Here is a 25160-nt window from a genome sequence, read left to right on the forward strand (position 1 = left end):
TGATCGGACACACATCAATATCTCCGAATTTGCCGTTTCCAGGCGTTATAGCTCCCCTCCGCAGAATGTTGGCGATGGGCAAGCCCCGCGGGTTCGAGAAGAGCACGGCAGAATGCTGGGTGAGCAGCTCCGGGCAACTTTCCGTGAGGAACGCGAAGCGCGTGGCGAGATGGAAATCCCGGAAGATTTGGCGGTAAGTGAAGGGGCCTATTACGAAGTCGAACTGCGAAAAGGGGCGAAGGCAGAGAAACTCGAACGCAAACGGGATCATATCGCAGTTGGCGCTACGAAAATCGACCCGGACACGGAGCGAGTTTCAACGGTTGTTTTCATTCCCGATGCATCGGTGCCTGTTCTGGAGAACATCTTTCAGGATTATGCGACCGGTGAATTGACGGAGAGAGGCAACAAGCCTCCGAACAATAACTACGTCGATCCCATTGAAACGATCCGGCGTGCCCGCCTTTTCTCCTTCTGGACCGACAACCCCGCCGCGCTACCGGATGATGCGCAGGATCGCATCTGGTGGGAGGTCTGGTGCAGACCCGATGAGGTGGATGACGATGCCGCTGTGTTTCGGCGCATGGAATGCCGGGTTGCAGATGAGGATCGCTGGCTGAAATTCCCTGAATCTACGGTCATTCCTGTTCTCGCCCGTCGCGCCGACATCGAGCTTGCGCTGGTTGTCGCCGACGGGATCATGGAATTGCGCCGCGGCTCCGATACACCGAATTTCTTTTTGGAGGAAGAGCGCGAAAACCAGTACGACTGGGCGGCCAACCTTGCTGACCGCACGATTTGGCCTGGCGCCAATGTGCCGCGCGTCTGCCTTCTCGACACCGGCGTCAACAGGGCGCATGTATTGATTGAACCAGCCTTGGCTGGAGGCGACCTGATGGCCGCCAATCCGGATTGGCCGTCCACGGACAATGTCCGGGAAAGCCACGGCACTCCAATGGCGGGCCTTGCTCTGCATGGCGATCTGTTTGCACGCTTGCAAGACTATCAGGAGTATCGGCTTGGACACCGACTGGAATCTGTTCGGATCATGCCGGCGGACGGCTTCGATCCCAACGAGCCGTCCCGCTACGGGTCAATCACGCTGAACGCTGTGGCGCGTGCCGAGATCGAGAATCCCAACAGTAACCGCGTATTTTGTATGGCCGTAACCAATGAGGACCGCTCTGGTGAACGGGCCAGCAGTTGGAGCGCTTGTGTTGATCGGGCGGCGGCGGGGCTTCTTGTCGGTGATGAAGTCGACCGGCCCCACCGACTGTTTTGCATTTCCGGCGGCAATGTTCGAAACGCGATGCAGATCGACCGCTTGGGCGCGCTTGAAGATCATCCTATCGAAGACCCGGCTCAGGCATGGAATGCCCTTTCGATTGGGGGTTATACCGACAAGACCGACATTGATCCCGCTGATCCGTATTTCAGAGGACATCGCCCCGTGGTGGACGCCGGCGATGTCAGCCCCTTTTCCAGAAATTCTACCGGGTGGCATTCCAGCAAAACGCCTATCAAGCCGGAAGTTGTGTTCGAGGCCGGCAATCGTGCTGTCTCAGGCAATGGGCGCGATCTGATTGATTGCCCGTCTCTGGAGCTGCTGACGACCGGAGCGGAGGTTGATCGCCTGCCCATCGTCAACTTTGCGGCAACCAGTGCCGCGACTGCTCAGGCAGCAAGACTGGCCGCACGCCTGCAAGCCGATCATCCGGATTCATGGCCGGAAACGATTCGCGCGCTCATCGTCCACAGTGCTGAATGGACGGAGCGTATGAAAGAACGTCTCACGAATGAGGGGCGCTTGCGGAAGCGCAAACAGCTTGTTCGCGCCTTCGGCTACGGCGTGCCATCATACCGCCGCGCTACGGCATCGGCCACCAGCGACCTTGCGCTCCTGGCACAGAGAACGATTCAACCTTATCGGCGAGAACAAGGCGTCGTCTTCAACGAATGTCACTATTACCCTCTGCCTTGGCCGCGAGACGTACTTGAACAATACGGAGACCAGGAATTCACACTCAAGATCACGCTGTCCTATTTCGTGGAGCCCAACCCAGGCAAGTCAGCAGCTATTGATCCTCAGCGCTACCAGTCCTTTGGCCTCCGATTCGATCTCAAGCGCCCTCGAGAGACCAATGACCAGTTCAGACACCGGGTCAATGCTCAGGAACGTGAAGACCCACGCAGGGCTGGGCCGAGGGCGGAGCCCGATAGCGGCGAATGGTTGTTAGGGCCGAACAGCATTTCAGCCGGTTCCCTGCATTGCGATGTTTGGCACGGAACCGGCGCCCAGCTTGCCGCGCGCAACGTGATATGTATCAGGCCTGTATCCGGTTGGTGGAAAGAACGCAGACGCCGTGAAATCTGCGAGCAACGGGCGCGTTATGCCCTCATTGTTACCTTGACGGCCCCTGAGGCTGAAATCGACCTATACACCCCTATAAGCAATATTGTCGAACAGGGTATCGAGATTGAGGTGTAGCGTCGAGCAAATCCGAGTTTGACACTCTGTCTTGAGAATCGGGAATGTTGGTTGCTCATGTCGCATCACTTCCATTCTGAAGGCAGAAGGCGAGTTTCTTCTGTCCTTAGATGGCAACCCGCAACGAATGTCGGTATCGGTAGTTGCGAGCCCCCGCAACCAAGTCCGCCGAAAAGTCTCAGCAAATTCAATGAGCTGCAGAGATTATGCTTTGAGGTATGGTGGTCGCAGAAATGTGTGTCAATAAAATAAATAGCTTACAACTAGGTTCAAATCACCTCGCAACCAACCACAAACATCTGGTTGGTGGAGCAGAAACGACCATTACGCGCCCTCTTTCTGGCCGTTCGACTGCCGCTTGCGGCGTCCCGAAAGCCGACATTGCTCACGGCGTAGCCAAGCGCAAGCCGATTACTTCGGCGCATGTTCGAATCCCACCCGGTCCGCCACTTTGGTAAAAACCGGGAACGCCGATTCCAGCCGACTTCCCTCCTTTGGTGGCTACCGGCGTCCTCAATAGGGTGTTTTTTGCTGACCTTGATGTAGATCGCGTCGTCCGCGATCTCGGCGTGTTAGGCGAAGGCGCGGACATGTTCCCGCCGATAGCCGCCCTTTCCAAGCCGGAGGCGAGTGCGAGCTTCGCTTGCCAGTTCCGGCACGACCGCTTTGGCGTGAATCTAAATTCAAACAGCAAAGCGCCCGATGGGTTGCACCGGGCACTTCTTTCTCAAGTCACCTCGAGATTACTTGGTAGCGAGGATTTCGAAATTGTGGACGTTTGCCACCACACCGTCGTCCCATCCACCTGAGATCAATTCTGAAGCCTTTTCATTCAGGAGTCCGGCGACTTGTCCGGCAAAGTGCGCTTCGCGGCCAGAGTTGTCGGCAAAGATGTCGAAGATGGCGAAGTTGGTCTCGTCAATCTGCAGCGCCGCCCAGAACAATGTCTTGGGTTCAGTTTCTGCGACGATGGGGCCGGCGGCGGTCAGCAAGGCTGCCAATTCGGGGCCTTTACCTGGAGCAGCTTTGAGCTTGATGTAAGTTGCGGTCGTTGCCGTGGAGAGATCAACCGGCGCCTTGACCGACAGGACATCGGAGTTGTTGATATTCGCGACAACACCGTCGTCCCATCCGCCGTCGACCAGCGCGTCGGCGTTTTGGTTCAAAGCCGCCGCAACCGCTCCTGAGAAGTGAGCGTCGCGTGCTTCTTCGTCTGCGAAGATGTCAAAGATTGCGAGCGTATCGTCGGCTTGCAGAGCAAACCAAAGGACGGTGCCCGGCTCTGTGTCCCGCACGATCGCTGCGGCACCAGCCAGAAACTCCGCGAAAGCTCCGGTCTGGCCTTCGGCGGCCGGCATGGCGATGTAGCTGGCTGTATGATTTACCATTGGGTTGTCCTGTGCAGTTGCAGAAGTTGTGATCAGCGCCAGTGCGGCGACTGTCTGAAGGATTTGCGTTTTCATGGTCGTCTCCTGATTTGAAGTGCTTCAGGTTTGGTTTCGATGCACTTTTGTCCCATGCCGAATGCGCCCGAACCCAATTCCGAAATTCTATTCTTTGATAGACATTGACTATTGAAATTGGTTTGATGGTGTGGCTGAAGATGTAACGGAGAATGCGGCGATGGAAATGAACCAGATCAGGTATTTTCTCGCTGTCTGCGAGCACCGAAACTTCACCCACGCAGCCAGCGCCTCCAATGTCTCCCAGCCTTCCTTGACGACTGCGATCAAGAAACTTGAAGACGAGCTTGGAGGTGACCTGTTTGTCAGGGACCGTGCGGGATGCAGGCTGACGACGCTGGGAAAACTCATGCAGCCAAGATTGCAGAAGGCTCATGATGAGACGAGACAGGCGAAGGCGGAGGCGGTCCGTCATATGCGCTTGGAGCGGGTGCCAATCTCTGTCGGTGTCGGAGAAACGATTGGCCACAACAGGATTTCGGCAGCTATGGAGCGTACTCGTACGCGATTGCCGCAAGCCGAAATAGAATTGATCGTTGCGTCAACCTCCGAGCTTCTTGCCGGGTTACGAGATGGTGAATTTGACGTTGTAGTCACCGCAGAGAAGGTCAGTGAAGACCTCTATCGTATAGACCATCTCTATGAAGAGGACTACAAGGTCGTGGTGTCAAAGTCGCATCCGTTGTCTGAACTAAGTGCGATCTCTCTTTCGACTCTTGCTAAAACTGACATGCTTGACCGCCTAAATTGCGAAATGCGGGATGTTTTGCATGGGACCTGCGCGGATCATGGTCACGAACTCTACGCGGCCTATCGGTCAAATCGCGTGGATTGGTTAGTTGAACTTGCTCGGCAAGGGTCAGGTGCGGTGATCCTGCCAGCCACCGCTATTCCTTCGGACATGGGCCTGGTGTCGAAACCCATCGATGGTCTTGAAATATCAAGAACTGTTTTGGCCCTTCGATATCGGCACCAAACGACGAGACCAGAGACAAATGATCTGATCCGTGAGATGACGCGCACGCTGGCGTAGTGAGGTCGGTAATCGACATTCGCCCATCGTGCAGCATTCGTCACTTTGGGCTCAGACCAGACTTTCGCGGCATCACGCTCGAACGTCCGTTCTACTTTTCTTCGAGATCTCGCCAGCAATCCGCCACTTAGCGCTGGAGAAATTGCGCCAGATTGCGGTGAAGGTCACAGCGAACCACACCCATTGTGTGCGGTGATAGTCGTCGGTGACGAGGCCGTACTCTTCAAGAAGCCACCGCGCCGCGTGAGGCGACCTTCGGCGCGGGTAACAGTGGGTGGGTTCTTTTCAATCTTGAGGAGCCGCTTGATTTCCCTGATGACCTCTTCAGCAGACGTCCCCGACTTTGCCGTCGGGTGGAAGTGAATGAACGGCAGGTTTCGGGCGCCGAACGCGGCGCTCCGAACGGCGACAATGGAGTCGGGTCCCGAACGTCAGCTTTCTCGATACCAGAAACCGGTCAGTCCGCTATCGGCCCCCATTTTGCCAGTCAGCAAAGCGCCCCCAATTCGAGGCATTCACGCGGTGTTTGCGGTTGCCCGGTAGCTGCCGTTCGTGCGGTGGTCGTCCGATATCGTGCTTGGGGTGGGAAGGGGAAAGACTGGTTTGACCGACTGCTTGCGTAACGCGACATCCTTAGGTTCACTGAGCGACTCCCCGATCCTTGGACAGAATTCCGGCTGGTTTAGGCTGCTGCCTGAACCAGCTGATCGTCATCTCGCACCGAGTTGTCGCTGGTCCTCTCGAGACTATGCTTCGATCTCTACGAGTTCTGCCAGTTGCGCTACGACTGTGCCCCAGCCTTCGTGAAACCCGAGTTCTTCATGTTTCTCGCGGTCTGCACGGCTCTTGTGCAGAGCCTGTGCGCGATATCGGGTTCCATCGGGGTGGTCCGAAAGCGTGATGATTGCCGTCACAAAGCCATGCTCCGCTGGTCGCCAGCCACCGGTCAGCGCGTTCGTGTAGATGATGCGTTCCCTGGGTATCACGTCGAGAAAACAGGCTGACAGGTGCGGAACAAATGGCTCGCCATTCTCACTCATTTCGGTGACGAATGCTCCACCTGGTTGCATGTCCAGGCTGACAACGCGGCAGGCGATGGGGTGCGGTATCCACCATTTTGCCAGTCGTTCGGGATCCTCCCAGGCATGCCACACGCGGTCTCGAGGCGCCCTGATAATTCGGGAAACTTCGAGATCGAGTTCAGCGGTCCGGGTCTGCATCGTTGGCGTCCTCTTCCTGTTCCTGCATAACAAACGCCTCCAGGCGATCGGTCTGCGCTTCCCAAATTTCCCGCTGCTCAGCCAGCCACCGCTCGGCATTGGAAAGACCTGGACCGTCGATCAAACACGTGCGGGTCCGCCCCGCCTTTTTGGTCCGGATCATCCCGCTGCTTTCAAGAAGCCGAATGTGCTTCATGAACGATGGCAGTCCCATGTCGAACGGACTTGCGAGTTCGCTGACGCTGGCCGGCCCTTGCCCAAGTCGGGCAATAACGGCACGGCGGGTCGGATCGGCGAGCGCCAGGAAGATCGTGCTGAGATCGTCGGGCGGTTGATGGGCGGTTGATGATATCATTTTGATGCTCGATCGCTGGCAGCCTCAGACGCCGATAGATTGGTCTGCCCGCGCACATATGTTCCGGCCGCTCCAACGCCGGTGTTCTCAAGGCGGCACATAATCAGGCCCGACGGGGTGCGCTCCTCGGACAGCAGGTTGAAGCCTGATGGTGCTTGCGTGTCGCCAAACAGTTTTCGTCCCTGGCCCACAATCACCGGAGCGATCGCGAGACGCAGTTCATCGACAAGATTTGCAGCTAGGAGAGACCGGCCCAATCGGCCGCTGCCGTGCACCTGAAGTTCGCCACGTCCATCCTGCTTCAGAGCGGCGATGGCGGCTTCAACATCGTGGTCCAAGACCGTTGCTGGCCCCCAAGTGGCGTCGACGGGAGAGGTGGCCGCCACATACTTTGGAAGAGAATTGAGCCGAGCGGCGTTGCGATCGGCTGGATCGGTTATGGTGGGCCAGACGGCTGAGAATTCCTCGTAGGTTCGTCTTCCGAACAGAAATCCGGTCGCAGACGCCGCCCATTCCTCCACTCTCTTTTCCAGAGCCGCATCGACAAAGGGCACGAACCAACCGCCGCGCTCAAAGCCATCAGTCCGATCCTCATCCGGGGACCCCGGACCCTGATAGACGCCGTCGAGCGATAGAAAATTCAAAATGACAACGCGCACTTTAGCCTCCATGCACAATAGTTCTCCTTAAAGCCAACTATCATGCATGCATACTTCTCTCAAGAGAAAAGTGTTTGGCCTCGCGACGTCAACGGCGTAAGTTTCCATATATGGAAACTGCCATTGAAATCGCGGGAAATCTGGGCTATTGGTTTCCTTTGATGGAAACTAATGGACGCATAATGGCTCTCACGCTCTACCTCCACCCACTCGCATCGTTCTGCCACAAGGTCCTGATCGGCCTCTACGAGAACGATACGCCTTTCGAGTCCAGCTTCGTCGATTTTTCGAACGCCGGATCCGCCGCCGCTCATATCGAGCGCTGGCCGGTGGGCAAGATCCCCGTGTTGTATGACAGCGTCGGCAACAGGGTGATCGCCGAAACCAGCATCATGATCGAATATCTTCAGCGCCATTATGCCGGCCCGGTCCAACTCATACCGAACGAGCCGGAGCGGCAGCTCGACGTTCGCCTCTGGGATCGTTTCTTCGATCTCTATGTCAGCGTGCCGATGCAAAAGATCGTCGGCGATCGTATTCGCCCCGAAGGCGCCGCCGATCCCCACGGCGTTGCCGAAGCACATGCGACGTTGGAGACGGCCTATGACATGATCGAGGAGCAGATCGAGGGGCGCAGCTGGATTGCGGGCGGGACATTTACAATGGCGGATTGTTCGGCGCTGCCGGCGCTCTTTTTTGGCTCCATCGTGCACCCCATTGGCGATGGCAGGCCGCAAGCGCGCGACTACCTAGAGCGCCTGCTGGCGCGACCTTCCGTGCAACGTGTGCTCGCCGAGGCACAGCCTTACTTCGAATTCTTTCCCTATCGTGACGCGATGCCAGCGCGCTTTCTGGAACCTGCACAATGATTGAATCAAGGAGTATCGATCGCTATTTCCAAGCCATGGCTGACCCTTACCGGCGCGGGTTTATCGAACGGCTCTCGGAGGGTCCGGCTTCGGTGAAGGAGCTGGCAGCTCCGGCCGACGTTCAGTTGCCAGCTGTGCTCAAGCATCTTCGGGTGCTCGAAGACGGCGGCATTGTCGTCAGCGAAAAAGTGGGCCGCGTGCGCACCTATCGCATGCGGCCCGATGCGTTCAATGCCATGACCACCTGGATAGAACAGCGCCAGCGCGACATGAACGCTGCCTTCGACAGGTTGGCGGCCGCTATGGCCCAGGTGCCTGAGGAGAAAGATCACTGATGGGTATCAATGTCGATCACCGCAGTTTCGTCATCGAGCGCGACCTGCCCGGCAGCCCGGCCCACGCTTTTCGCTTCTGGTCCGACCACCAGCTCAAGCGGCGCTGGAATAGTTGCCATCCGGATTGGACGGTAATTGAAGACCGCTTCGACTTCCGCGTCGATGGGCATGAGAGCATGATCTGGCGCATGCTGGACGGCACTGAACAGGCGATGCTGGCTCACTTCCTTGAAGTTCATCCTCGCAAACGCATCGTCTATGCATACACGATGCGCACCGACGGGAAACCAATATCGAGCTCGCTCGTCACTGTCGAATTCGAAGGCCGGGACGGCAAAACCAAAATGACCTTCACCGAACAGGCTGCCTTTGCAGACGCGGCTGACGGGGACGTGCGAGAGAGAGGCACGGGCGTCGGCTTTGCCCGGCTCCAGGAAGCGATGCTGGATTTCGAGAAGGATACAAGCCGATAGGATCGGTCGGCTTCCGGGGACCCGCGGGCTACCGTCACACGACAGCAAATGGGGTCGGGGGCCGACTGTCGGGTTTCTCCGTTTCTCAACCAGAACCGGACAGGCAGCTTCCGGCCCCCTTCCGGTCATTGCGTGGCAGTCTTTTGACGGCTCTCGACCAATAACGTCTCAAATGGTGACTTTCAGCGAATGTCGGTATCGGGGGTTGCGAGCCCCCGCAACCAAATTTCCCTCTCGCTGCAACAGCGACCCAGAAGCCGCCCCCAAGGGCGGCTTTTTGCTGTGCAGCAGAAGAAGCGTGAGGGGTACGTCCATGGTCCGCAGCCTCGCATGCGATTCAGTTGATGCTGCGTTGCAGCATTCGATATACTGAATCCACTCCCGGGACGCCATCTTATGGATGTCGTTACAAGGAGATTATCATGACTGAAATCAGAATCTCGCATGTCGGCTCCGCCCCCGAGGGGATTCGGCAGCGCATCGCCAACTCGTTCCGGGGCATGTTTGACGGCTATGCGGCCTACCGCCGCTATGTCGGGCTTTCGAGCATGAGCGAATCCGCTCTGGCCTCGATCGGGCTGACGCGGCTGGACGTTCCGCGGGCGGCCATGTTCCCCAACGAGTTCGCCAGCGGGCAATCACAGGAATCCCGTTCCGAGGCCGGAGCCGCCGGCGTCATGTTTCACAATGACGACGACGCCAATCGCGCGGCTGCCTGAAGGTTTGTGAAGGCGGCGAAGCGGGCGTCGTGCCAGTCGCGGGTCGCGCCGGACGCCGGAGCATAAATCTTGTCGCGGGCCGACATGGCGGCCATTGCGGCGGCGATGTCGGCATAAGCGCCTGAGGCTACCGCGCCGAGGATGGCCGAGCCAAGCAGGACCGGCTCCTCCGACTGCGTGGAGATGACCGGCAGTCCGGTGGCGTCGGCCAGAAGCTGGCGGATCAGAGGGTGACGGCCGGCCCCGCCGCTGATCGCAATGATTTCGACCCCTATACCCTCGGCCGCCTGGGCCTCGACGATCTGGCGCAGGCCGTAGCCCAACCCGCAAAGACCCCCGACATAGAGCGCGACCAGCGAGTCGACATCCCGCTCCATGCCCAGCCCGGCGATGATTGCGCGGGCCTGCGGGTCGGCGAAGGGGGCGCGGTTTCCAAGGAACTCCGGCACCACGTGGAGGCCGTCGGCGAGACGGGCCGCGTCCGACAGGCTTTCCGCCGATCCGGCCGCGCGGTCCGCCAGCCATTCGGCCAGCGGCTTTCCGTCGGCCCTCGCCAGGTCCGACGCCTCCGCATGGGCGGGATGGAAGGCGACTAGGTGATCGATCGCGGCCCCGGCGGCCGATTGTCCTCCCTCGTTCAACCAGGCTCCCGGAATCATCGCCGAGAAGTACGGCCCCCAGACGCCCGGGACGAAGGCCGGCTGGCGGGTCGTGGTCATGGTGCAGGAAGAGGTGCCGAAAACGTAGCCCATGCAGTTCGCCGGGTCGCTCGTCGTTCCGCTCCCGGATGCCGCGCCGACCGTTCCGACGCCGCCGGCATGGGCGTCGATCAGCCCCGCGGCGACCGCGAGGCCCGGCGGGAGGCCAAGCTGCTCCGCTGCTTTCCCCGTCAGTCCCGCACCGAGCGCGGCGCCGGGGTCGACCACCTCCTGCCCGATGCGCGCGAACTCCTCATCCGCCAGCTCCTCCAGCCCGATCTGCCGGAAATAAGTCGGGTCCCAGCGGCTCTCATGGGCGAGGTAGGTCCATTTGCAGGTCACCGTGCAGGACGATCGGGCGAGGCTGCCGGTCGATTTCCAGGTCAGGAAATCGGTGAGGTCGAAGAACTGCCAGGCGGCGTCAAAGATCTCGCGCCGGTGCTCCTTCAGCCACAGCAGCTTCGGCGTTTCCATCTCAGGGGATATCGCGCCGCCGACGAAACGCAGCACATCGTGGCCGCCGGCGTTGATACGCCCGGCCTGGTCGACCGCGCGATGGTCCATCCAGACGATGATGTCGCGCTCCGGATCGCCCGAATCCCCGACCGGCAGCGGCGCGCCGCCCTCGCCCAGCACCACGAGCGAACAGGTCGCGTCGAAGCCGATGCCCCTTATGTCGCCGGGAGGAACCGCCGCGCCCGCCACGGCCTCTCTCACCGACGCGCAGACGGCGCCCCATATCTCCCGGCTCGACTGCTCCACCATGCCGCCCTTGCCATGGTGGACCGCGATATCGCGCTTCGCCGTGCCGAGAAGTTCGCCGGCAGTGCCGAAGATTCCCGCGCGGGCGCTGGCCGTTCCAACGTCCACGCCCACGAAGAAGGCGTTCCGGGTCACAGGTCGACGCTCTGCGGCAGGATCACCAGATCCCTGACCGTCACGTTCCGGGGGCGCGTCAGCATGAAAAGGACGGCGTCGGCGACTTCCCTCGCCTCCATCAGGCTGCCGGCCGCCAGCGCCTCCTCCATCTTCGCCTTCGGCCAGTCGTCCAGCAGCGCCGTCACCACCGGGCCGGGCGCGACGGCCATGACGCGGATGCCATGCGGTGCGACCTGCCGCCTGACCGTATGGACGAACGCCTGCACCGCATGTTTCGACGCGGTGTAGATCGGCTCCCAGACCACGGGAACCATCCCGGCGACCGAACTGGTGAACAGGATGTCGCCGGCCTTGTTCTCGACCATATGCGGCAGCACGGCATGGACTGACCGGAACGCCGCATTGATGTTGAGGTTCAGCATGCGGTCCCACGCATCGGGATCGCCGGTCACCACGTCGCCGCCGATATAACTCCCCGCATTGGCATGGAAGATATCCAGCCCGCCGGCCAGTTCCAGGATGGGCTCCAGCATTCCCGAAACGCTTGACGGGTCCGTCAGGTCAATCGTCAGGGGGAGGGCTTCGGGCCCCAGTTCCGAGCAGATTTCGTTCAGCCTGTCCTCCGCGCGGTCGATCAGGACGACCCTGGCGCCCGCATCGAGCATCGACCGGGCGCAGGCCAGCCCGATGCCGGATGCCGCGCCCGTGATTGCGGCGACCTTGCCGTTCAACTCATTCGTCATATCGATGTTTCCACTAGATCGTCTTGTTTATGCGCGGCCGTGGGAGACCCGGCTTTGCCGCGCGAGGCTGTCGACGATGACCGCGACGGCGAGAACCGCCCCGGTGATCATGTAGCGCAGCGAGGATGACAGGTTCAGAAGCGTAAGCCCGTTGGCGATGGACTGGATCACGATGATCCCCAGCAGCGCGGAGAACGCGCTGCCGCGGCCGCCGAAGAGGCTGGTCCCGCCGATGACGGCCGCGGCGATGGCGTTGAGGTTGACGTCCCCCGTGCCGGCCTGCTGGCTTGCCGAAGCCAGGCGCGCGGAGGACAGGATCCCGCCCAGCGACGCGAACATCGAGCACAGGATGAAGGCGCTGAAATAGATCCGCCTGACGCCGATGCCGGCCCGCCGCGCGGCCTCCGCGTTACCGCCCACCGCCCGCATGGAGCGGCCCCATTTGGTGCTTGTGAACGCATAGTTCATCACCAGCACCAGCGCGACGAACAGCGCGAACATCCACGGCACGCCGCGGCCCAGATTGAGATAGTAGACCAGCGCCTCCAGCCCGATCGTGATGAGGATGGCGCGCAGGACCAGCCCGCCGGGCGAGCCGGCCGAGAGGTTCGCCGCCCGACGCTGGCGCATCGTACGGAGGCCCAGCAGCAGGATCACGAGCCCGCCCACGGCCGCAAGCGAATGGGAGAGCCAGTCGGGCATGATCATGAGCTGCCCGAAACTCACCATCGCCGAACCATAGGGCAGGTTGATCGAGCCCGTATTCCCCAGGAGGTAGAGTTGCAGGCCGAGCAGCGCCAGCAACCCGGCGAGGGTGGAGACGAAGCTGGGCATACCCAGCCGGGTGCGCAGAAGCGCGTAGAACGCGCCGATCATCGCCCCGGCGGAGACGGAGATCACGATGACCAGGGGCAGCGGGACACCCTGATTGACCCAGAGCACGCCGACCAGCGCCGATCCGACGCCGCTCATCGAGCCGACCGAGAGGTCGATCTCCCCCAGCATCAGCACGCACACGATGCCCAGCGCTATGACGCCGACGGTCGAGCAGTCGAAGAGCAGGTTCACCAGATTGTTGCTGGAGAGGAAGATCGGATTGAGGCTGGTGAAGACCGTCCAGATGAGCACGAGTCCGACGACCACGGGCAGCGATCCGAGATCGCCTGAACGCACCCGGTCGAGAAAGGCGCGGACCGATCCGCCGATCCCGGTGGCGTGGGTCACGCGGCTGTCGCTGCGGTCCAGCAGGGCGGCTGCGCCCGTATTGTTGGCGTTGTCTGTCATGGGCTTTGCTCCGGGACAGGCGCGTCGGCGGCCGGACGCCTGCCGGCCGCGCGCCGGGAGACGGCGTTGTCCGTCGCGCCGGTGATCGCGCCGACGAGCTGTTCGTTCGAGGCGTCGGGGGTGAACACGCCGTTGTTCCGGCCGAGCCGCAGCACGGCGATACGGTCGGAGACGGCGCGCACATCCTCCATGTTATGGCTGATCAGGATCACGCCGAGGCCGCGGTCGCGCACCCGCTCCACCAGGTTCAGCACCTCGGCCGTCTGCGCGACGCCCAGCGCTGCGGTCGGCTCGTCCAGCATGATCAGCCTGGGGTTGAGGAGCAGCGACCGCGCGATGGCGACCGTCTGCCGCTGCCCGCCGGACAGCGAGGCGACCACGTCGCGCACGCTGGGGATGCGGGCGGCAAGCTCGTTCAGGAGGGTCCAGGACCGCAACTCCATCGACACCTCGTCGAGATGGAGGGGGTTGATCTCCTGGCCGAGGAAGATGTTGGCGACGACATCGAGATTCTCGCAGAGGGCGAGGTCCTGGAACACCGTCGCGATGCCAAGCTCCAGCGCGTGGCTCGGGCTCGGCAGGCTGACATGCTTGCCCTCGAAATAGATCTCGCCGGAGGTCGGCTGGTAGACTCCGGCGAGGATCTTCACCAGCGTGGATTTGCCCGCGCCATTGTCTCCGACCAGAGCCACGACCTCCCCGGCGCGGACCTCCAGATCGATGTCGGTCAGCGCCGAGACGGCGCCGAAATTCTTGCAGACGCCGTGCAGGCTCAGGATCGGTTCGCCGCTGACGGCGTGATCGGCTGCATTGGTCATGGAGGCTGTCTCCTCCCGCTGGATCGGAACGATGGCCCCCGGCCCTGCGGCCGGGGGCGCTTCAAGGCAGGTTACTCGATCCCAAGCTCGGCGCAGCCTTCGGCATAGCGGCCCGTGCAGATATCCTCGGCCGAGGCGATGCCCGTGTCGAAGATCTCCTCCTTGATGTTCTCCCGGGTGACGACCACGGGGACGAACAGTTGCGAGGGCGTGTCGTAGAGCGTCGTTTCGGCCTCCGGCGTCTCGCCGTTCAGCAACTGGACGGCCACCTGCGCCGCGGCGGCGGCCACGATCTCGGACGGCTTGGAGATCGTGTTGTACTGGTCGCCCGCGATGATCAGCTGCAGCGCGGCGTTGGTGGCGTCGTTGCCGGTGACCGGCGGGACGGGATCGACGCCGGCCGCCTTGAACGCGGCGATCGCGCCGCCCGCGGTGCCGTCATTGGCGGCGACCACACCGACGATCTCGTCGCCGAAGCGGGTGATCTGGCCGCTGGTCCATTCCTGCGCCTTCGGCGGCGCCCAGTCCGGCGTGTCGTATTCAGCCAGCGTCGTATAGCCGCTATTGTCGAGACCGGCGTCGATGCCGTCCCGGATCAGTCCGGCGGCGGCGTCGGTCGGCGACCCGTTGATCTGCAGAACGCCGCCCACGTCCTTCGGCACTCCGGTCTCTTCCAGATGCGCGACGAGGCTTTCGGCGATCGCCTGGCCGATCGCTTCATTGTCGAAGGAGACGTAGTAGTCCGCCGGCACGTCGGGGATGGGTCGGTCATAGGCGATGATCTTCACGCCCTGAGATTGCGCGAGCTGCACCAGCGACGCCGCCGCGCTGGAATCGACGGGATCGAGGACGATCACCTTAGCGCCCTGGGTGATGGCGGAATTGAACTGCTGCTGTTGCAGCGCCACGTCGGCGTTGGCGTTCTGGTAGATCACCGTGCAGTCGGGGCACAAATTCTCCATCTCGGCCTGGAAACCGGGGAAATCATGCTCCTCATAGCGGGTCGACGCCTGGTCGGGCATCAGGAAGGCGACCGTTCCGGCGGTCTGGGCGGACGCGGCCGTTCCGCCCAAAAGGGCTACCGTGAGCGCCGTGGCGCCGATCAATCTGGTCTTGTCGAACATTTGCGTTTCCTCCGTTGGGATTTTCCCGTTGCGCAATAAGCCGGCCCTTTTCCCACAGGCAAAATCCGGCCGTTTCGTTGGCATTCGGCGCCAGCGATTTTGTGTGAAACAGTTTCGTGCCGGTCAGGCCGACATTGCCTCCTCCCACTGTTCGCTCCTGGGCGTTGTGTCGCCCAGATTGAAATTCTCTGCCAGAAGCGCCCGGAAGCGGGACGGCGTCATGCCCTTCTGCTTCAGGAACTGGCGGTTGAAGTTCGACAAATTGTTGAACCCGGACGAGAAGCAGACATCGGTGATCCGGACGTCCGCATCCCCCATCAGGAGTTGGCAGGCGAGGTTGACGCGCAGCCGGTTGACATACTTCACGAGCGCCAGGCCGGTATGCCGCCGGAAGCTGCGTGAGAACGCAGCCGGGCTGAGGCCCGCTATCTCCGCCAGATCCTTCTCGCCGAATGGCTCGGTCAGGTTCTGGTTGACGTAGGCAAGCGCCTCGTTGATCCCGGCGGACATGAAGCCCGACGGGTCGGGGATGTAGCTGGCGCTGGTCAGAAGCCGGGTGTCGCGCGCGCCGCCCAGCGCGCCGATCACGTCCATGAAGATCTTGATGCGGCGGATTCCCTGGGCGTTCACCAGCTCCTTCAGCATGGGGCCGACCAGCCCGGCCGTCGCCGCCGGGAACAGCACGCCGCTGCGGCTCCGTTCAAGCAGGTCGCGAAGGCAGCCCAGTTCGGGCAGGAGCGCCATGGCATCGTTGATGAATACTTCGGAGAATTGCACGACGCGGCTGCGCAAGGGCACTTCCGCGTCCGGCGCGGTGTCGCTCACCCAGTTGTGCGGAAGGTTGGGGCCGGTGAGGACGAGGTTTCCGGGCTCGAACGTCCCGATGAAGTCGCCGACGAAATATTTTCCCGTCGTCGCGACCACATGATGGATCTCATATTCGGGATGGAAGTGCCACCGCACGGTGTGGAACGGATATCCGTGTTCCCACGCCTTGAATGACTCCGCCCGTCCGATCTGAACGACTTCCAGGTCCGGGTTCACCTCGATGTCCTCCCCGGCAGCACTTAAACTCGCGCTACTCAACAGTTAGGGTACATCGCGACGCCGAGGGTCACTACTACGTTCACATAGGTTCAATGATACTTTTTTGTCGTTTCCGGCAGCCGTGCGAGCCGGAATTGCATTGAGACCAAGCCGGCTTCAACGGCCAGCAGAAAATATCGGAATCAGCGCATAAACCGATTTTATGCGCCAAGCCCGATAAGAAAGTTCAACTGCGCTCCGGATAGAGTCCCGACAAACCCTCCCGCGAGGCCGCGACCACGCCGCGTTCGGTGATGAGGCCGGTGACTAGGCGCGCGGGCGTCACGTCGAAGGCAGGGTTGCCGGCGGGTGTGCCTTCGGGCGAGGTGCGGACCTGGGTGACCGCGCCATCGGCGGTCCTGCCCCAGACGAGGGAGACCTCGTCCCCCGCCCGCTCCTCGATCGGGATCTCCCTGATCCCGTCCGATACGGTCCAGTCGATGGTGGGGGAGGGCAGGGCGACATAGAAGGGCACGCCGTTGTCGGCTGCCGCCAGCGCCTTCAGATAGGTGCCGATCTTGTTGCAGACATCGCCGTTCGCCGTGGTGCGGTCGGTGCCGACGATCACCATGTCGATATTGCCGCGCTGCATCAGGTGGCCGCCGGCATTGTCGACGATCAGCGTGTGCGGCACGCCATGGCCGACCAGTTCCCACGCGGTAAGCTGGGCGCCCTGGTTGCGCGGCCGCGTCTCGTCGACATAGACATGGACGGGCACCCCCTCCTCGGCCGCAAGGTAGATCGGCGCGGTGGCGGTGCCGTAATCGACGGTGGCGAGCCAGCCGGCATTGCAATGGGTCAGGATGTTGACCGGCTCGCCCGGCTTCTTCCTTGCCGCCGCCTCGCGGATGAGGGCGAGGCCGTTGCGGCCGATCGCACGGTTGATCTCGATATCCTCCGCCGCGATCTCTCGCGCCCGGGCATAGGCCGCCTCCGCGCGATCCGCCTCCGGCAGAGCCTTCAGATGGCCGCGCATGGCGTCGAGCGCCCAGCGCAGGTTGATCGCGGTTGGGCGCGTCTCGTGCAGCCGCTCCCAAGCCTCGTCCAGCGCGGCGTCGGAAGGATCGGCCGTCATCTGCCAGGCCATCCCATAGGCCGCGGTGACGCCGATCAGCGGCGCGCCGCGCACCCACATATCGCGGATGGCGGTGGCGAAATCCTCCAGCGACGCCAGCGTGACGATGCGGAATTCGTGCGGCAGCCAGCGTTGGTCGATGATGTCGACGGAGCGACCGTCCTCATTGACCCAGATGGTGGTGTAGTGCCTGCCCTGAACCTTCATGGCCGGGCCTCCTCGTTCAGCCGTCGGGCGATGGCGTGGATCTCCTCCAGGCCGGCGATGCGGCGGCGGTTGACGACCAGGTGGCGGCCGAGCAGGAGCGCCGGCCGTTCGCACGAGGCGCGCAGGTCGGGATCCTCTATCGTCTCGAACTCGGCATTATGGGCGAGGCCGAGGATGCGGCGGTGCATCTCCACGCCGGCGAAGCCCAGCATGTCCCGCCAGATGTCCGCCAGCATATGGTCCAGCGCCTGCCGGGCGCCCAGCGGATCACCCTGATCCTCATAGAGTGTGCTGGGATAGAGAATGCCGGCGCGCTCCGTCTCCCAAAGGCGGGTGAATTCCTCGCGGAAGACCCGCCAGATCTCCACGACGACATCCAGCAGATAGGCGCGCATCGCGTCGCGGGAGCCGTCAGTCTCATGGCCGGCCTGGGAGAAATAGGCCATCCAGAAATTGGCGAGCAGCATGCCGACATCGAAAGCCATCGGGCCATAGACCGCGAATTCCGGATCGATGACGCGGCTGTCCTCCATCGTCACCATCACCGACCCGGTATGCAGATCGCCATGGAGAAGCGTTTCGGCCGCGCTGGTAAAGAGGCGCTTGAGGTGCTGCGCTTCCACCTTGAGGTCCCGGTCGGCGCGCAGTTGGGCGACCAGTTCGTCGAGCTGCGGAGAGGTGTGGCGGTTCATCTCCGCCGCGAAATAGGGGTCAGTGAAGACCAGATTCTCGGTGATGTCGCACAGCTCGATATTGCCGGCAAAGAGGGCGAGGTCCTTCTTTCGCGCCGGCGCCTCCATCGAGAGGTCGGAGCCGCGGAACAGCGTCCGCGCCGCGAACAGGCCGAGATCGCGGCCGATCCTCGGCAGGCGCTGCCCCTCGATCAGCGCGCGGCGCAGGATGACGTGGGGTGTCAGATACTCCATGACGATCAGCGCCTGGGCCTCGTCGAAATGGTAGATTTCCGGCACCCGTCCGGGGTCGCGCGCGGCCTGCCGCGTCAGCGCGTGATATTCGAAGAAGGATCGCCTGAGCGGCAGCGGCCAGCTTTCTCCGACCAGCCTGACATAGGGTAGCGCCTGCTTGACGATCGCCCCGCCGTTCGCGCCCTCCACGATGAAGACGAGGTTGAGATTGCCGTCGCCGACCTCACGCACCGACCAGGCGGCGTGGTCGGGGCCGATCCTTTCGGTCAGCGCCGCGACCGTGGCCAGCCGCGCGCCGAGCGTTTCCACGGTGAGAGGTTCGAAGCGGGCTTCGGACATGATCGGCATCTCTCCCATCAGTCTCGCGGACCGGCATTGCGCCGCCTTCTCCTGTCACCTTGGCTAATCCGCCGATTGTCAAATGTCAACCGTGTTGACATTTGATTGGCCGCTGATAGCATCATGGTCGGGGAGGAATGGCGACTTGCAAGATGCCGTCTTTCGCATCGAACGGATGATGAAATCCTTCGGGCCGGCGCCGGTGCTGGCGGGGGTCGATCTGTCGCTCAACGCGGGAGAGGTGACCGCGCTGATGGGCGCCAACGGCGCCGGCAAATCCACGCTGGTCAAGATCGTCTCCGGTGTCCATCGGCTCGACGCCGGGACCATGCAACTCGCCGGCCGGCCTTATGAACCGCCGGGGCCGGCGGAGGCCATTCGCGCCGGGATCGTCACCGTCCACCAGAACATCAATGATGGGATCGTCGCTGACCTGGACGTCGCGACCAACCTGACACTCGACCGCCTGTCGGGCAAAGGAGCGCGGCTGGTCTTCAATCCGCGCCGGGTCAGGCGGGAGGCGGAGATCGTCGCCGAACGGATGGGCCTCCATCTCGACCTGCGCGCCCGCGTCGGCGACCTGTCGCTGGCCGACCGGCAGATGGTGGCGATCGCCCGCGCCATGGCGCGGGAGCCGCAGGTGCTGATCCTCGACGAGCCGACATCCTCCCTGTCGAGCGCCGAGGCCGACCGTCTCTTCGACCTGATCGACAGGTTGCGCGCTCGTGGCGTGGCGATCCTCTACATTTCCCACCGCATGTCCGATATCCGCCGCGTCGCGGACCGCATCGTGGCCCTGCGCGACGGGCGGATCGCCGGGACCTTCGACGGCAACCCGCTCGATTACGAGGGCGCAATCCATGCCATGCTAGGACGGTCCACGGCCGTCGGCACGATCGAGCCGAGAGAGGCCGGGGACGCGATCTTCTCCGCCCGCGACCTCAAGATCGCGCCGCACGCGGCCTCCTTCGACCTGGAGATCGGCGATGGGGAGATCGTCGCCGTCACTGGCCTGGTCGGAGTGGGCAAGACGGCGCTGGCCGAAACGCTGTTCGGGCTGCGCGCACCGTTCGGCGGGACGATGACGCTGGATGGCCGGGATTACCGGCCGGCCTCACCCGCCGCCGCTATCGATGACGGCGTCTTTCTGTTGGCCAAGGATCGCGCCGACAACGGCATCGTCCATGATTTCGACCTGGCGCGGAATATCAGCCTGCCCTTCCTGCCACGTCTATCCGACTTCTCAATCCTGCGGCGAGGCCGGGAGCGGAGCCGGGCGCGGGAGCAGATCGAGGCCCTGGGCATCGTCTGCCGGGGCGAGCGCGACCCGATGGACGCGCTGTCCGGCGGCAACCAGCAGAAGGTGATGGTCGGCCGCTGGATGGCGGAGAGGGCTCGGCTCTTCATCCTGGACGAACCCTTCCAGGGCGTCGATATCGCCGCCCGGCGCGACATGGCGGCCCGGCTGCGCGATTCCGCCGCCGGCCGCGCGACGCTCATCTTCCTGACGGAGATCGACGAGGTGCTGGAGACCGCCGACCGGATCCTCGTGATGTCCGAACACACGATCGTCGGCGCGCACCGCAACAGCGGCGTCGATATGGACCGGCTGCTGGCGGAGATCGCGGGCCGGCACGCCTTTGTCGAGGAAAGCCGCCCGTGAACGCCTACGCCGCCGCCAGCAAGCAACAGCCCGCCGCAGCCGCCCGGCTGTCCCTGACCGGGATCGCCATCCGTTACGGCTTCATCGCGCTGATGTTGGGGCTGGTCCTGTTCTTCTCCATCGCCGCCGATGGATTCGCCTCGCCCATGAGCGCGGTGTTCATCCTGCAATCCGTGGCGATCACCGGCATCCTGGCGCTGGGGGTGACGGCGACGCTGGTCGTCGGCGGCTTCGACCTTTCGATCGGCTCGGTCGCGACCACGGCGATGATGACCGCGGCCTACGTCATGGTGGTGCTGGACCAGAACGCCATCGTCGCCGTCCTGGCCTGCCTCGCCATCGGGGCGGCTGTGGGCGCGTTCAACGGCTGGCTCATCGTCTATATGCGCGTGCCGGACCTGCTGGCGACGCTCGGCATGATGTTCCTGCTGATCGGCCTCCAGCGCATCCCGACCGAAGGCAGGTCGATCGCCGTCGGCATGACGCTGCCGGACGGATCGACGGCGCCCGGCGCGTTCAGCGAGGCCTTCCTGGCGATCGGCCGGCACCGTTTCGACCTGCTCCTGGAGGATTTCCTTCCGATCTCGGTCGTCTTCCTGCTGGTGCTGGCGGTGCTGATCTGGGTCTTCCTGGAGTTCACGCGGTTCGGCCGGATGATGTATGCCGTCGGCTCCAACGTACGGGCGGCGAGGCTCGCCGGCGCGCCGGTTCGGGCCTACAAGGTCTGGGCCTATGTGATCTCCGGCGTCTTCGCCTCGATCGGCGGCATACTGCTCGCCGCCCGCCTGGGGCGGGGCGACATCGCCTCGGGTAACAATCTGCTTTTGGACGCCGTCGCCGCCGCGCTGATCGGCTTCGCCGTGCTGGGCGCGGCCAAGCCCAACGCCTTCGGCACGGCGGTCGGCGCGCTTTTCGTCGGCATCCTGCTGCAAGGGCTGACGATGATGAACGTCCCCTACTACACGCAGGATTTCGTCAAGGGCGCGGTGCTGGTCGTCGCCCTTGTCTTCACCTTCGCCCTGTCCGGCAAGGGCAGGCAATAAGGACCTCCCGCAAGAGGTCCGGAACATATGGAAAGGGAGGAATGGACATGAGAATCGACAACAGGACAATCGCCCGGTTCGCCGCCGGACTGACGATGGCGACCTGCCTTTCGGCAACACCGGCGACCGCGCAGGACATGCCGCCGCCCTTCGACAATCCCGAAGAGGTGACGATCGCGCTGGTGCGCTATCTCTCGACCGGCGATTTCTTCCAGGCCTACCTGTTCGGCGTGGAAGCGCAGGCCGAGGCGCTGGGTGTCGAGCTGAGGGTGCTGGACAGCCGGCAGAACGCCGCCCTCCAGGCCGACATGGTCGATCAGGCGATCGCCTTGGGCGTCGACGGCATCATCATCCAGCACGGGCTGACGGAATCGATGTCCCCCGCCGCCCAGCGCGCGGTCGAAGCGGGGATCGACGTCGTCGCTTTCGACGTCAATGTGGAGAACGAGGCTATTCCGCAGATCGAGCAGTCGGACCGGGACCTGGCAAGGCTCGCGCTCGAACAGGCGATCGCGGACAATGGCGAAAGCTTCGCCGCAGGCTATGTCTACGTCCCCGGCATCGCGCCGCTCGACCGCCGCGACGAGACCTGGCAAGCCTTCAAGGAACGCTATCCGGGAATCGAGGAGGTCGCGCAGTTCGGCACGCTCGACAATCCGATCGCCAACAGCGTCGCCAACCAGGCGCGCGCGGTCCTGCAGGCCAATCCGAACATCACGGTGATGTTCGCGCCCTATGACGAATTCGCGAAGGGCGTGAAGATCGCTGTCGACGAGATCGGCATGTCGTCTAACGTCAAGATCTACTCTGCCGACATCTCGACCTCCGATATCGCGGCGATGCGGGAGCCGGGGAGCCCCTGGGTGGCGACGGCGGCGACCAACCCGGCGGTGGTCGGTGAGGTCTCGGTGAGGGCGCTCGCCATGCTGATGGCCGGTGAGGAGCCGGACCACAACGTCATCGTGCCGCCGACCCTGATCACCCAGGACATGCTGCTGGAGAACGACATCGCCAACATGCAGGATCTTTCCGCGGCGCTGCCGCAGTTCGCCCATGCCGACGTGGCGATGCCGGACTGGATGCCGCTGCCCGATCGTGACTGAGGAAAGCCCTACGGCTTCTCCAGCCCGGCTTCCAGCAGCTTCTGTCCCATCTCGGCGGAGACGACGAGATGGGAGACGAAGCCGCCCCTGATCGCGGCGGCCAGCGCCTCGAACTTCCCGGCCTCCACCACGACGACGAAGCGCTTGGGGATGCGGCGGACGGTGTCGAGATCGACGGAGATGAGCCGCCGGTTGTAGGAGCAGTCGATCCACCGGCCCGCGCCGTCGATCAACTGCCCGCCGATGACGCCGACCGCGCCTTCCTCCCGCATCCGGGCCAGCTTGTCGGCCGGAAGAGCGCCGCAGGCGACGATGTGGCTGTCCGGCTCGACGCTACCGACGGAGAAGAGCGCGATATCGCATTCCGCTATGCCGGCAAGCTGGCCGGCGACCACCCGTTCGGCGCGCAGGCCCCGGGCCAGTTCCTCCGTGCTCAGCACCAGCGGCGCATAGAGGTTGATCGGCCGGGCGTTGAGGCGGCGCGCGATCTCTATCGTGCATTGGTCGGGCCGGTAGGTGTAGGGCGCGCCCAGATTGCCGCAGAGCTGCGTGACCGTCACGTCCTGCAGGTCGGCCACGTCCATGGCGTCGGCGACATGATAGATCGTGCGCCCCCAGGCGACGCCGATGCGGCTCGTCGGGCCGATCAGGGAGAGGAAGGCGTTCGCCGCCACGAACGGTATGTTGGCCTCGGCCGACATCGCGCCGCCGCCCTCCGGCACGATCCAGACAGCCCCGAGCCCCAGCCCGTCCTCCAGCCGCCGCGCCAGCGTCTCCTCCCGATAGAGCCGGGTGGAGGCGGAGATGCTGACGACGCCGGCTTCCCGCGCCTTGCGCAGATAGGCCGCCACGCTGGCGCGGGAGATGTTCAGCGCCTTCGCCACCTCTTCCTGGCGCATATTGTGCGTGTAGTAGAGCCACGCCGCCTTGTGGATGATCTGATCGCTGGCCCGCAAACCCGCCGGTCTCCCCTTGTCCGGCAGTCACAATAGTCAGCGGTGCTGACAAACGGCAAGGTTCTCCGCCGTCACATTGTCGCGCCCAACTGCCAGGGCACGAACTCGGCGTCGCCGTATCCTAAGCATTCCGATCTTGTCCGGCGGCCCGACGCGACGGCCAGGATCTCGCGGAAGATCTCCTCGCCCTTCTCCGCCAGCGACACGCCGTCCAGGATGTCGCCGCAGTTCAGATCCATGTCGTCCCGCATGCGCAGGAAGAGGTCGGTGGTGGAGGCGAGTTTGATCGATGGCGTGGGCTTGCAGCCATAGGCGGAGCCGCGGCCGGTGGTGAAGCAGAGGACGTTCGCGCCGCCGGCCACCTGGCCGGTCGCCGAGACGGGATCGAAGCCGGGCGTGTCCATGAAGACGAACCCCTTCGTCGTCACCGGCTCGGCATAGCCGACCACGTCCATGAGCGGGCTGGTGCCGCCCTTCATCGCCGCGCCCAGCGACTTCTCCAGGATCGTGGTCAGGCCGCCGGCCTTGTTGCCGGGGGAGGGGTTGTTGTTGAGGTCGCCGCCCATCCGGGCCGCGTACTCCTCCCACCAGCGGATGACGCCCAGCAGCTTCTCCCCCACCTCCCGGCTGGCCGCCCGCCTGGTCAGCAGGTGTTCCGCGCCGTAGATCTCCGGCGTCTCCGACAGGATGGCCGTGCCGCCCTGGCGCACCAGCAGGTCGGCCGCGACGCCCAGCGCCGGATTCGCGGTGAGGCCCGAATAGCCGTCGGAGCCGCCGCATTGCAGGGCCAGCGTCAGTTCCGAAGCAGGACAGGCCTCGCGGCGCGCGCGCTCCGCGACGGGCAGCATCTCCCGCACGGCAGCGACGCCAGCCTCCACCGCGCGGCGGGTGCCGCCGCTCTGCTGGATGGTCAGCGTGCGGAAGGTCTCGCCTTCCTGGATCCCATAAGCGTCCTTCAGCATGGCGATCTGGAAGACCTCGCAGCCAAGGCCGATCATCACCACCGCCGCCATGTTGGGATTGCTGGCGTAGCCCCACAGGCTGCGCTTCAGCGTGTCGAAGCCGGGGCCGTGGGCGGCCATGCCGCACCCCGTGGCGTGGACCAGCGGGATGACGCCGTCGACATTGGGGAAATCATCCAGCATCCCCGAACGCTCGACCTCCCGCGCCACGAACCGCGCGACCGAGGCGGAGCAGTTGACCGAGGTCAGGATGCCGACATAGTTCCGCGTGCCGACCCTGCCGTTGGCGCGGCGGAAACCCTGGAACGTCTCCGCCTGCTCCGCCGGGGGGAGGGAACGGGCGTCCTCGCCAAACCGGTAGTCGCGGTCATGGTCGCCCATGCCGCAATTATGCTCATGCACCCATTCGCCCGCCGCGATGGGACGCAGCGCCACACCGATCGCCTGGCCGAACTTGCGGATCGTCTCGCCTTCCGCCAGATCACGCGCCGCCAGCTTGTGGCCGCGCGGCACCTTCTCGGCGACGGTCACACCGTCGACGGCTATGCCGGGCTCCAGCCCGTCGACTGCCAGGACGACATCGTCATCGGGGTTCAGCCGCACCGTCCGCGGCTGCGGGTTGGCGGTCATGTCATTCACT

At 63.3% G+C, this 25160-nt stretch carries 23 protein-coding genes; 9 read left to right on the forward strand and 14 right to left on the reverse strand.

The annotated features are described in order from the left end of the window. The first annotated feature begins 112 nt into the window (after window positions 1–112). Window positions 113–2488 carry a S8 family peptidase gene (locus AAFN89_RS15715; RefSeq protein ID WP_347540063.1) on the forward strand — a complete coding sequence of 792 codons (2376 nt, stop codon included), beginning with the start codon at window positions 113–115 and terminating at the stop codon, window positions 2486–2488. 743 nt (window positions 2489–3231) lie between these two features. Here AAFN89_RS15715 and AAFN89_RS15720 read toward each other — a convergent pair. Next, entirely contained in the window at window positions 3232–3951 is a 720-nt protein-coding gene (locus AAFN89_RS15720; protein WP_347540064.1) for a hypothetical protein, read from the reverse strand. Window positions 3952–4111: 160 nt separating this feature from the next. Between AAFN89_RS15720 and AAFN89_RS15725 the strand changes: the two genes are divergently transcribed. Next, complete coding sequence (locus tag AAFN89_RS15725; RefSeq protein WP_157289823.1) at window positions 4112–4984, forward strand: LysR family transcriptional regulator; 873 nt, start codon at window positions 4112–4114, stop codon at window positions 4982–4984. Window positions 4985–5730: 746 nt separating this feature from the next. Here the strand turns inward: AAFN89_RS15725 and AAFN89_RS15730 are convergent. From AAFN89_RS15730 to AAFN89_RS15740, 3 genes are read right to left on the reverse strand one after another with little or no spacing between them, the layout of a single operon-like run. Then, window positions 5731–6204 (reverse strand): SRPBCC family protein, encoded by a 474-nt coding sequence (locus tag AAFN89_RS15730; protein WP_347540065.1) that lies wholly within the window; start codon window positions 6202–6204, stop codon window positions 5731–5733. Then, window positions 6185–6559, reverse strand: a complete 375-nt coding sequence (locus tag AAFN89_RS15735) for a metalloregulator ArsR/SmtB family transcription factor (RefSeq protein WP_347540066.1) — start codon at window positions 6557–6559, stop codon at window positions 6185–6187. The genes AAFN89_RS15730 and AAFN89_RS15735 overlap by 20 nt, the downstream gene beginning before the upstream one ends. Next, window positions 6556–7230: a dihydrofolate reductase family protein gene (locus AAFN89_RS15740; protein WP_347540067.1), complete on the reverse strand. Its 675-nt coding sequence runs from the start codon at window positions 7228–7230 to the stop codon at window positions 6556–6558. Before AAFN89_RS15740 ends, AAFN89_RS15735 begins: the two co-directional genes overlap by 4 nt. A gap of 98 nt (window positions 7231–7328) precedes the next feature. Between AAFN89_RS15740 and AAFN89_RS15745 the strand changes: the two genes are divergently transcribed. The 4 genes from AAFN89_RS15745 to AAFN89_RS15760 all read left to right on the forward strand — a co-directional run bounded on the left by AAFN89_RS15745 (window position 7329) and on the right by AAFN89_RS15760 (window position 9614). Next, window positions 7329–8087 carry a glutathione S-transferase family protein gene (locus AAFN89_RS15745; RefSeq protein ID WP_347540069.1) on the forward strand — a complete coding sequence of 253 codons (759 nt, stop codon included), beginning with the start codon at window positions 7329–7331 and terminating at the stop codon, window positions 8085–8087. Then, window positions 8084–8422: a metalloregulator ArsR/SmtB family transcription factor gene (locus tag AAFN89_RS15750; protein ID WP_347540070.1), complete on the forward strand. Its 339-nt coding sequence runs from the start codon at window positions 8084–8086 to the stop codon at window positions 8420–8422. Before AAFN89_RS15745 ends, AAFN89_RS15750 begins: the two co-directional genes overlap by 4 nt. Further along, on the forward strand, window positions 8422–8895 hold the full coding sequence (locus AAFN89_RS15755) for an SRPBCC domain-containing protein (RefSeq protein ID WP_347540072.1): 474 nt from the start codon (window positions 8422–8424) through the stop codon (window positions 8893–8895). The genes AAFN89_RS15750 and AAFN89_RS15755 overlap by 1 nt, the downstream gene beginning before the upstream one ends. Before the next feature lie 422 nt (window positions 8896–9317). Further along, entirely contained in the window at window positions 9318–9614 is a 297-nt protein-coding gene (locus AAFN89_RS15760) for a hypothetical protein (RefSeq protein ID WP_347540073.1), read from the forward strand. Here the strand turns inward: AAFN89_RS15760 and AAFN89_RS15765 are convergent. From AAFN89_RS15765 to mtnK, 8 genes are all read right to left on the reverse strand, one after another. After that, window positions 9578–11209 (reverse strand): FGGY-family carbohydrate kinase, encoded by a 1632-nt coding sequence (locus AAFN89_RS15765; protein WP_347540074.1) that lies wholly within the window; start codon window positions 11207–11209, stop codon window positions 9578–9580. The genes AAFN89_RS15760 and AAFN89_RS15765 overlap by 37 nt on opposite strands. Then, the gene (locus AAFN89_RS15770; protein WP_347540075.1) at window positions 11206–11934 is read right to left on the reverse strand and encodes an SDR family oxidoreductase; all 729 of its coding nucleotides are present in this window, start codon (window positions 11932–11934) and stop codon (window positions 11206–11208) included. The genes AAFN89_RS15765 and AAFN89_RS15770 overlap by 4 nt, the downstream gene beginning before the upstream one ends. Before the next feature lie 27 nt (window positions 11935–11961). Beyond that, window positions 11962–13218, reverse strand: coding sequence for a hypothetical protein (locus tag AAFN89_RS15775; RefSeq protein ID WP_347540076.1), 1257 nt, complete (start codon window positions 13216–13218; stop codon window positions 11962–11964). Beyond that, window positions 13215–14036, reverse strand: coding sequence for an ATP-binding cassette domain-containing protein (locus AAFN89_RS15780; RefSeq protein WP_347540077.1), 822 nt, complete (start codon window positions 14034–14036; stop codon window positions 13215–13217). Before AAFN89_RS15780 ends, AAFN89_RS15775 begins: the two co-directional genes overlap by 4 nt. A 71-nt stretch (window positions 14037–14107) precedes the next feature. Further along, window positions 14108–15160, reverse strand: coding sequence for a sugar ABC transporter substrate-binding protein (locus AAFN89_RS15785; protein ID WP_347540078.1), 1053 nt, complete (start codon window positions 15158–15160; stop codon window positions 14108–14110). 123 nt (window positions 15161–15283) lie between these two features. Then, the gene (locus tag AAFN89_RS15790) at window positions 15284–16204 is read right to left on the reverse strand and encodes an AraC family transcriptional regulator (RefSeq protein WP_347540079.1); all 921 of its coding nucleotides are present in this window, start codon (window positions 16202–16204) and stop codon (window positions 15284–15286) included. Window positions 16205–16433: 229 nt separating this feature from the next. After that, window positions 16434–17528 (reverse strand): S-methyl-5-thioribose-1-phosphate isomerase, encoded by a 1095-nt coding sequence (mtnA, locus tag AAFN89_RS15795; RefSeq protein WP_347540080.1) that lies wholly within the window; start codon window positions 17526–17528, stop codon window positions 16434–16436. After that, window positions 17525–18793, reverse strand: coding sequence for an S-methyl-5-thioribose kinase (gene mtnK / locus AAFN89_RS15800; RefSeq protein WP_347540081.1), 1269 nt, complete (start codon window positions 18791–18793; stop codon window positions 17525–17527). Before mtnK ends, mtnA begins: the two co-directional genes overlap by 4 nt. Window positions 18794–18938: 145 nt before the next feature. Here mtnK and AAFN89_RS15805 point away from each other — a divergent pair, with 145 nt between their 5' ends. Genes AAFN89_RS15805 through AAFN89_RS15815 form a run of 3 tightly spaced genes read left to right on the forward strand, consistent with a single transcriptional unit; the run spans window position 18939 to window position 22602 of the window. After that, window positions 18939–20456, forward strand: coding sequence for a sugar ABC transporter ATP-binding protein (locus AAFN89_RS15805; protein WP_347540082.1), 1518 nt, complete (start codon window positions 18939–18941; stop codon window positions 20454–20456). Further along, window positions 20453–21499, forward strand: coding sequence for an ABC transporter permease (locus AAFN89_RS15810; RefSeq protein ID WP_347540083.1), 1047 nt, complete (start codon window positions 20453–20455; stop codon window positions 21497–21499). The genes AAFN89_RS15805 and AAFN89_RS15810 overlap by 4 nt, the downstream gene beginning before the upstream one ends. 47 nt (window positions 21500–21546) lie before the next feature. Continuing rightward, a complete protein-coding gene (locus tag AAFN89_RS15815; protein ID WP_347540084.1) occupies window positions 21547–22602 on the forward strand; it encodes a substrate-binding domain-containing protein in 1056 nt (351 codons plus the stop codon). An 8-nt stretch (window positions 22603–22610) separates the two neighbouring features. On the opposite strand, the gene AAFN89_RS15820 is transcribed toward AAFN89_RS15815, so the two are convergent. Both AAFN89_RS15820 and AAFN89_RS15825 read right to left on the reverse strand, forming a co-directional pair. Then, on the reverse strand, window positions 22611–23558 hold the full coding sequence (locus AAFN89_RS15820; RefSeq protein ID WP_347540085.1) for a sugar-binding transcriptional regulator: 948 nt from the start codon (window positions 23556–23558) through the stop codon (window positions 22611–22613). 71 nt (window positions 23559–23629) lie between these two features. Then, on the reverse strand, window positions 23630–25150 hold the full coding sequence (locus tag AAFN89_RS15825) for an altronate dehydratase family protein (RefSeq protein WP_347540086.1): 1521 nt from the start codon (window positions 25148–25150) through the stop codon (window positions 23630–23632). Between the last annotated feature and the right edge of the window lie 10 nt (window positions 25151–25160).

The organism is Inquilinus sp. CAU 1745, from assembly GCF_039839375.1.
In the GTDB taxonomy this organism is placed as follows: Bacteria; Pseudomonadota; Alphaproteobacteria; order DSM-16000; family Inquilinaceae; genus JBDOQU01.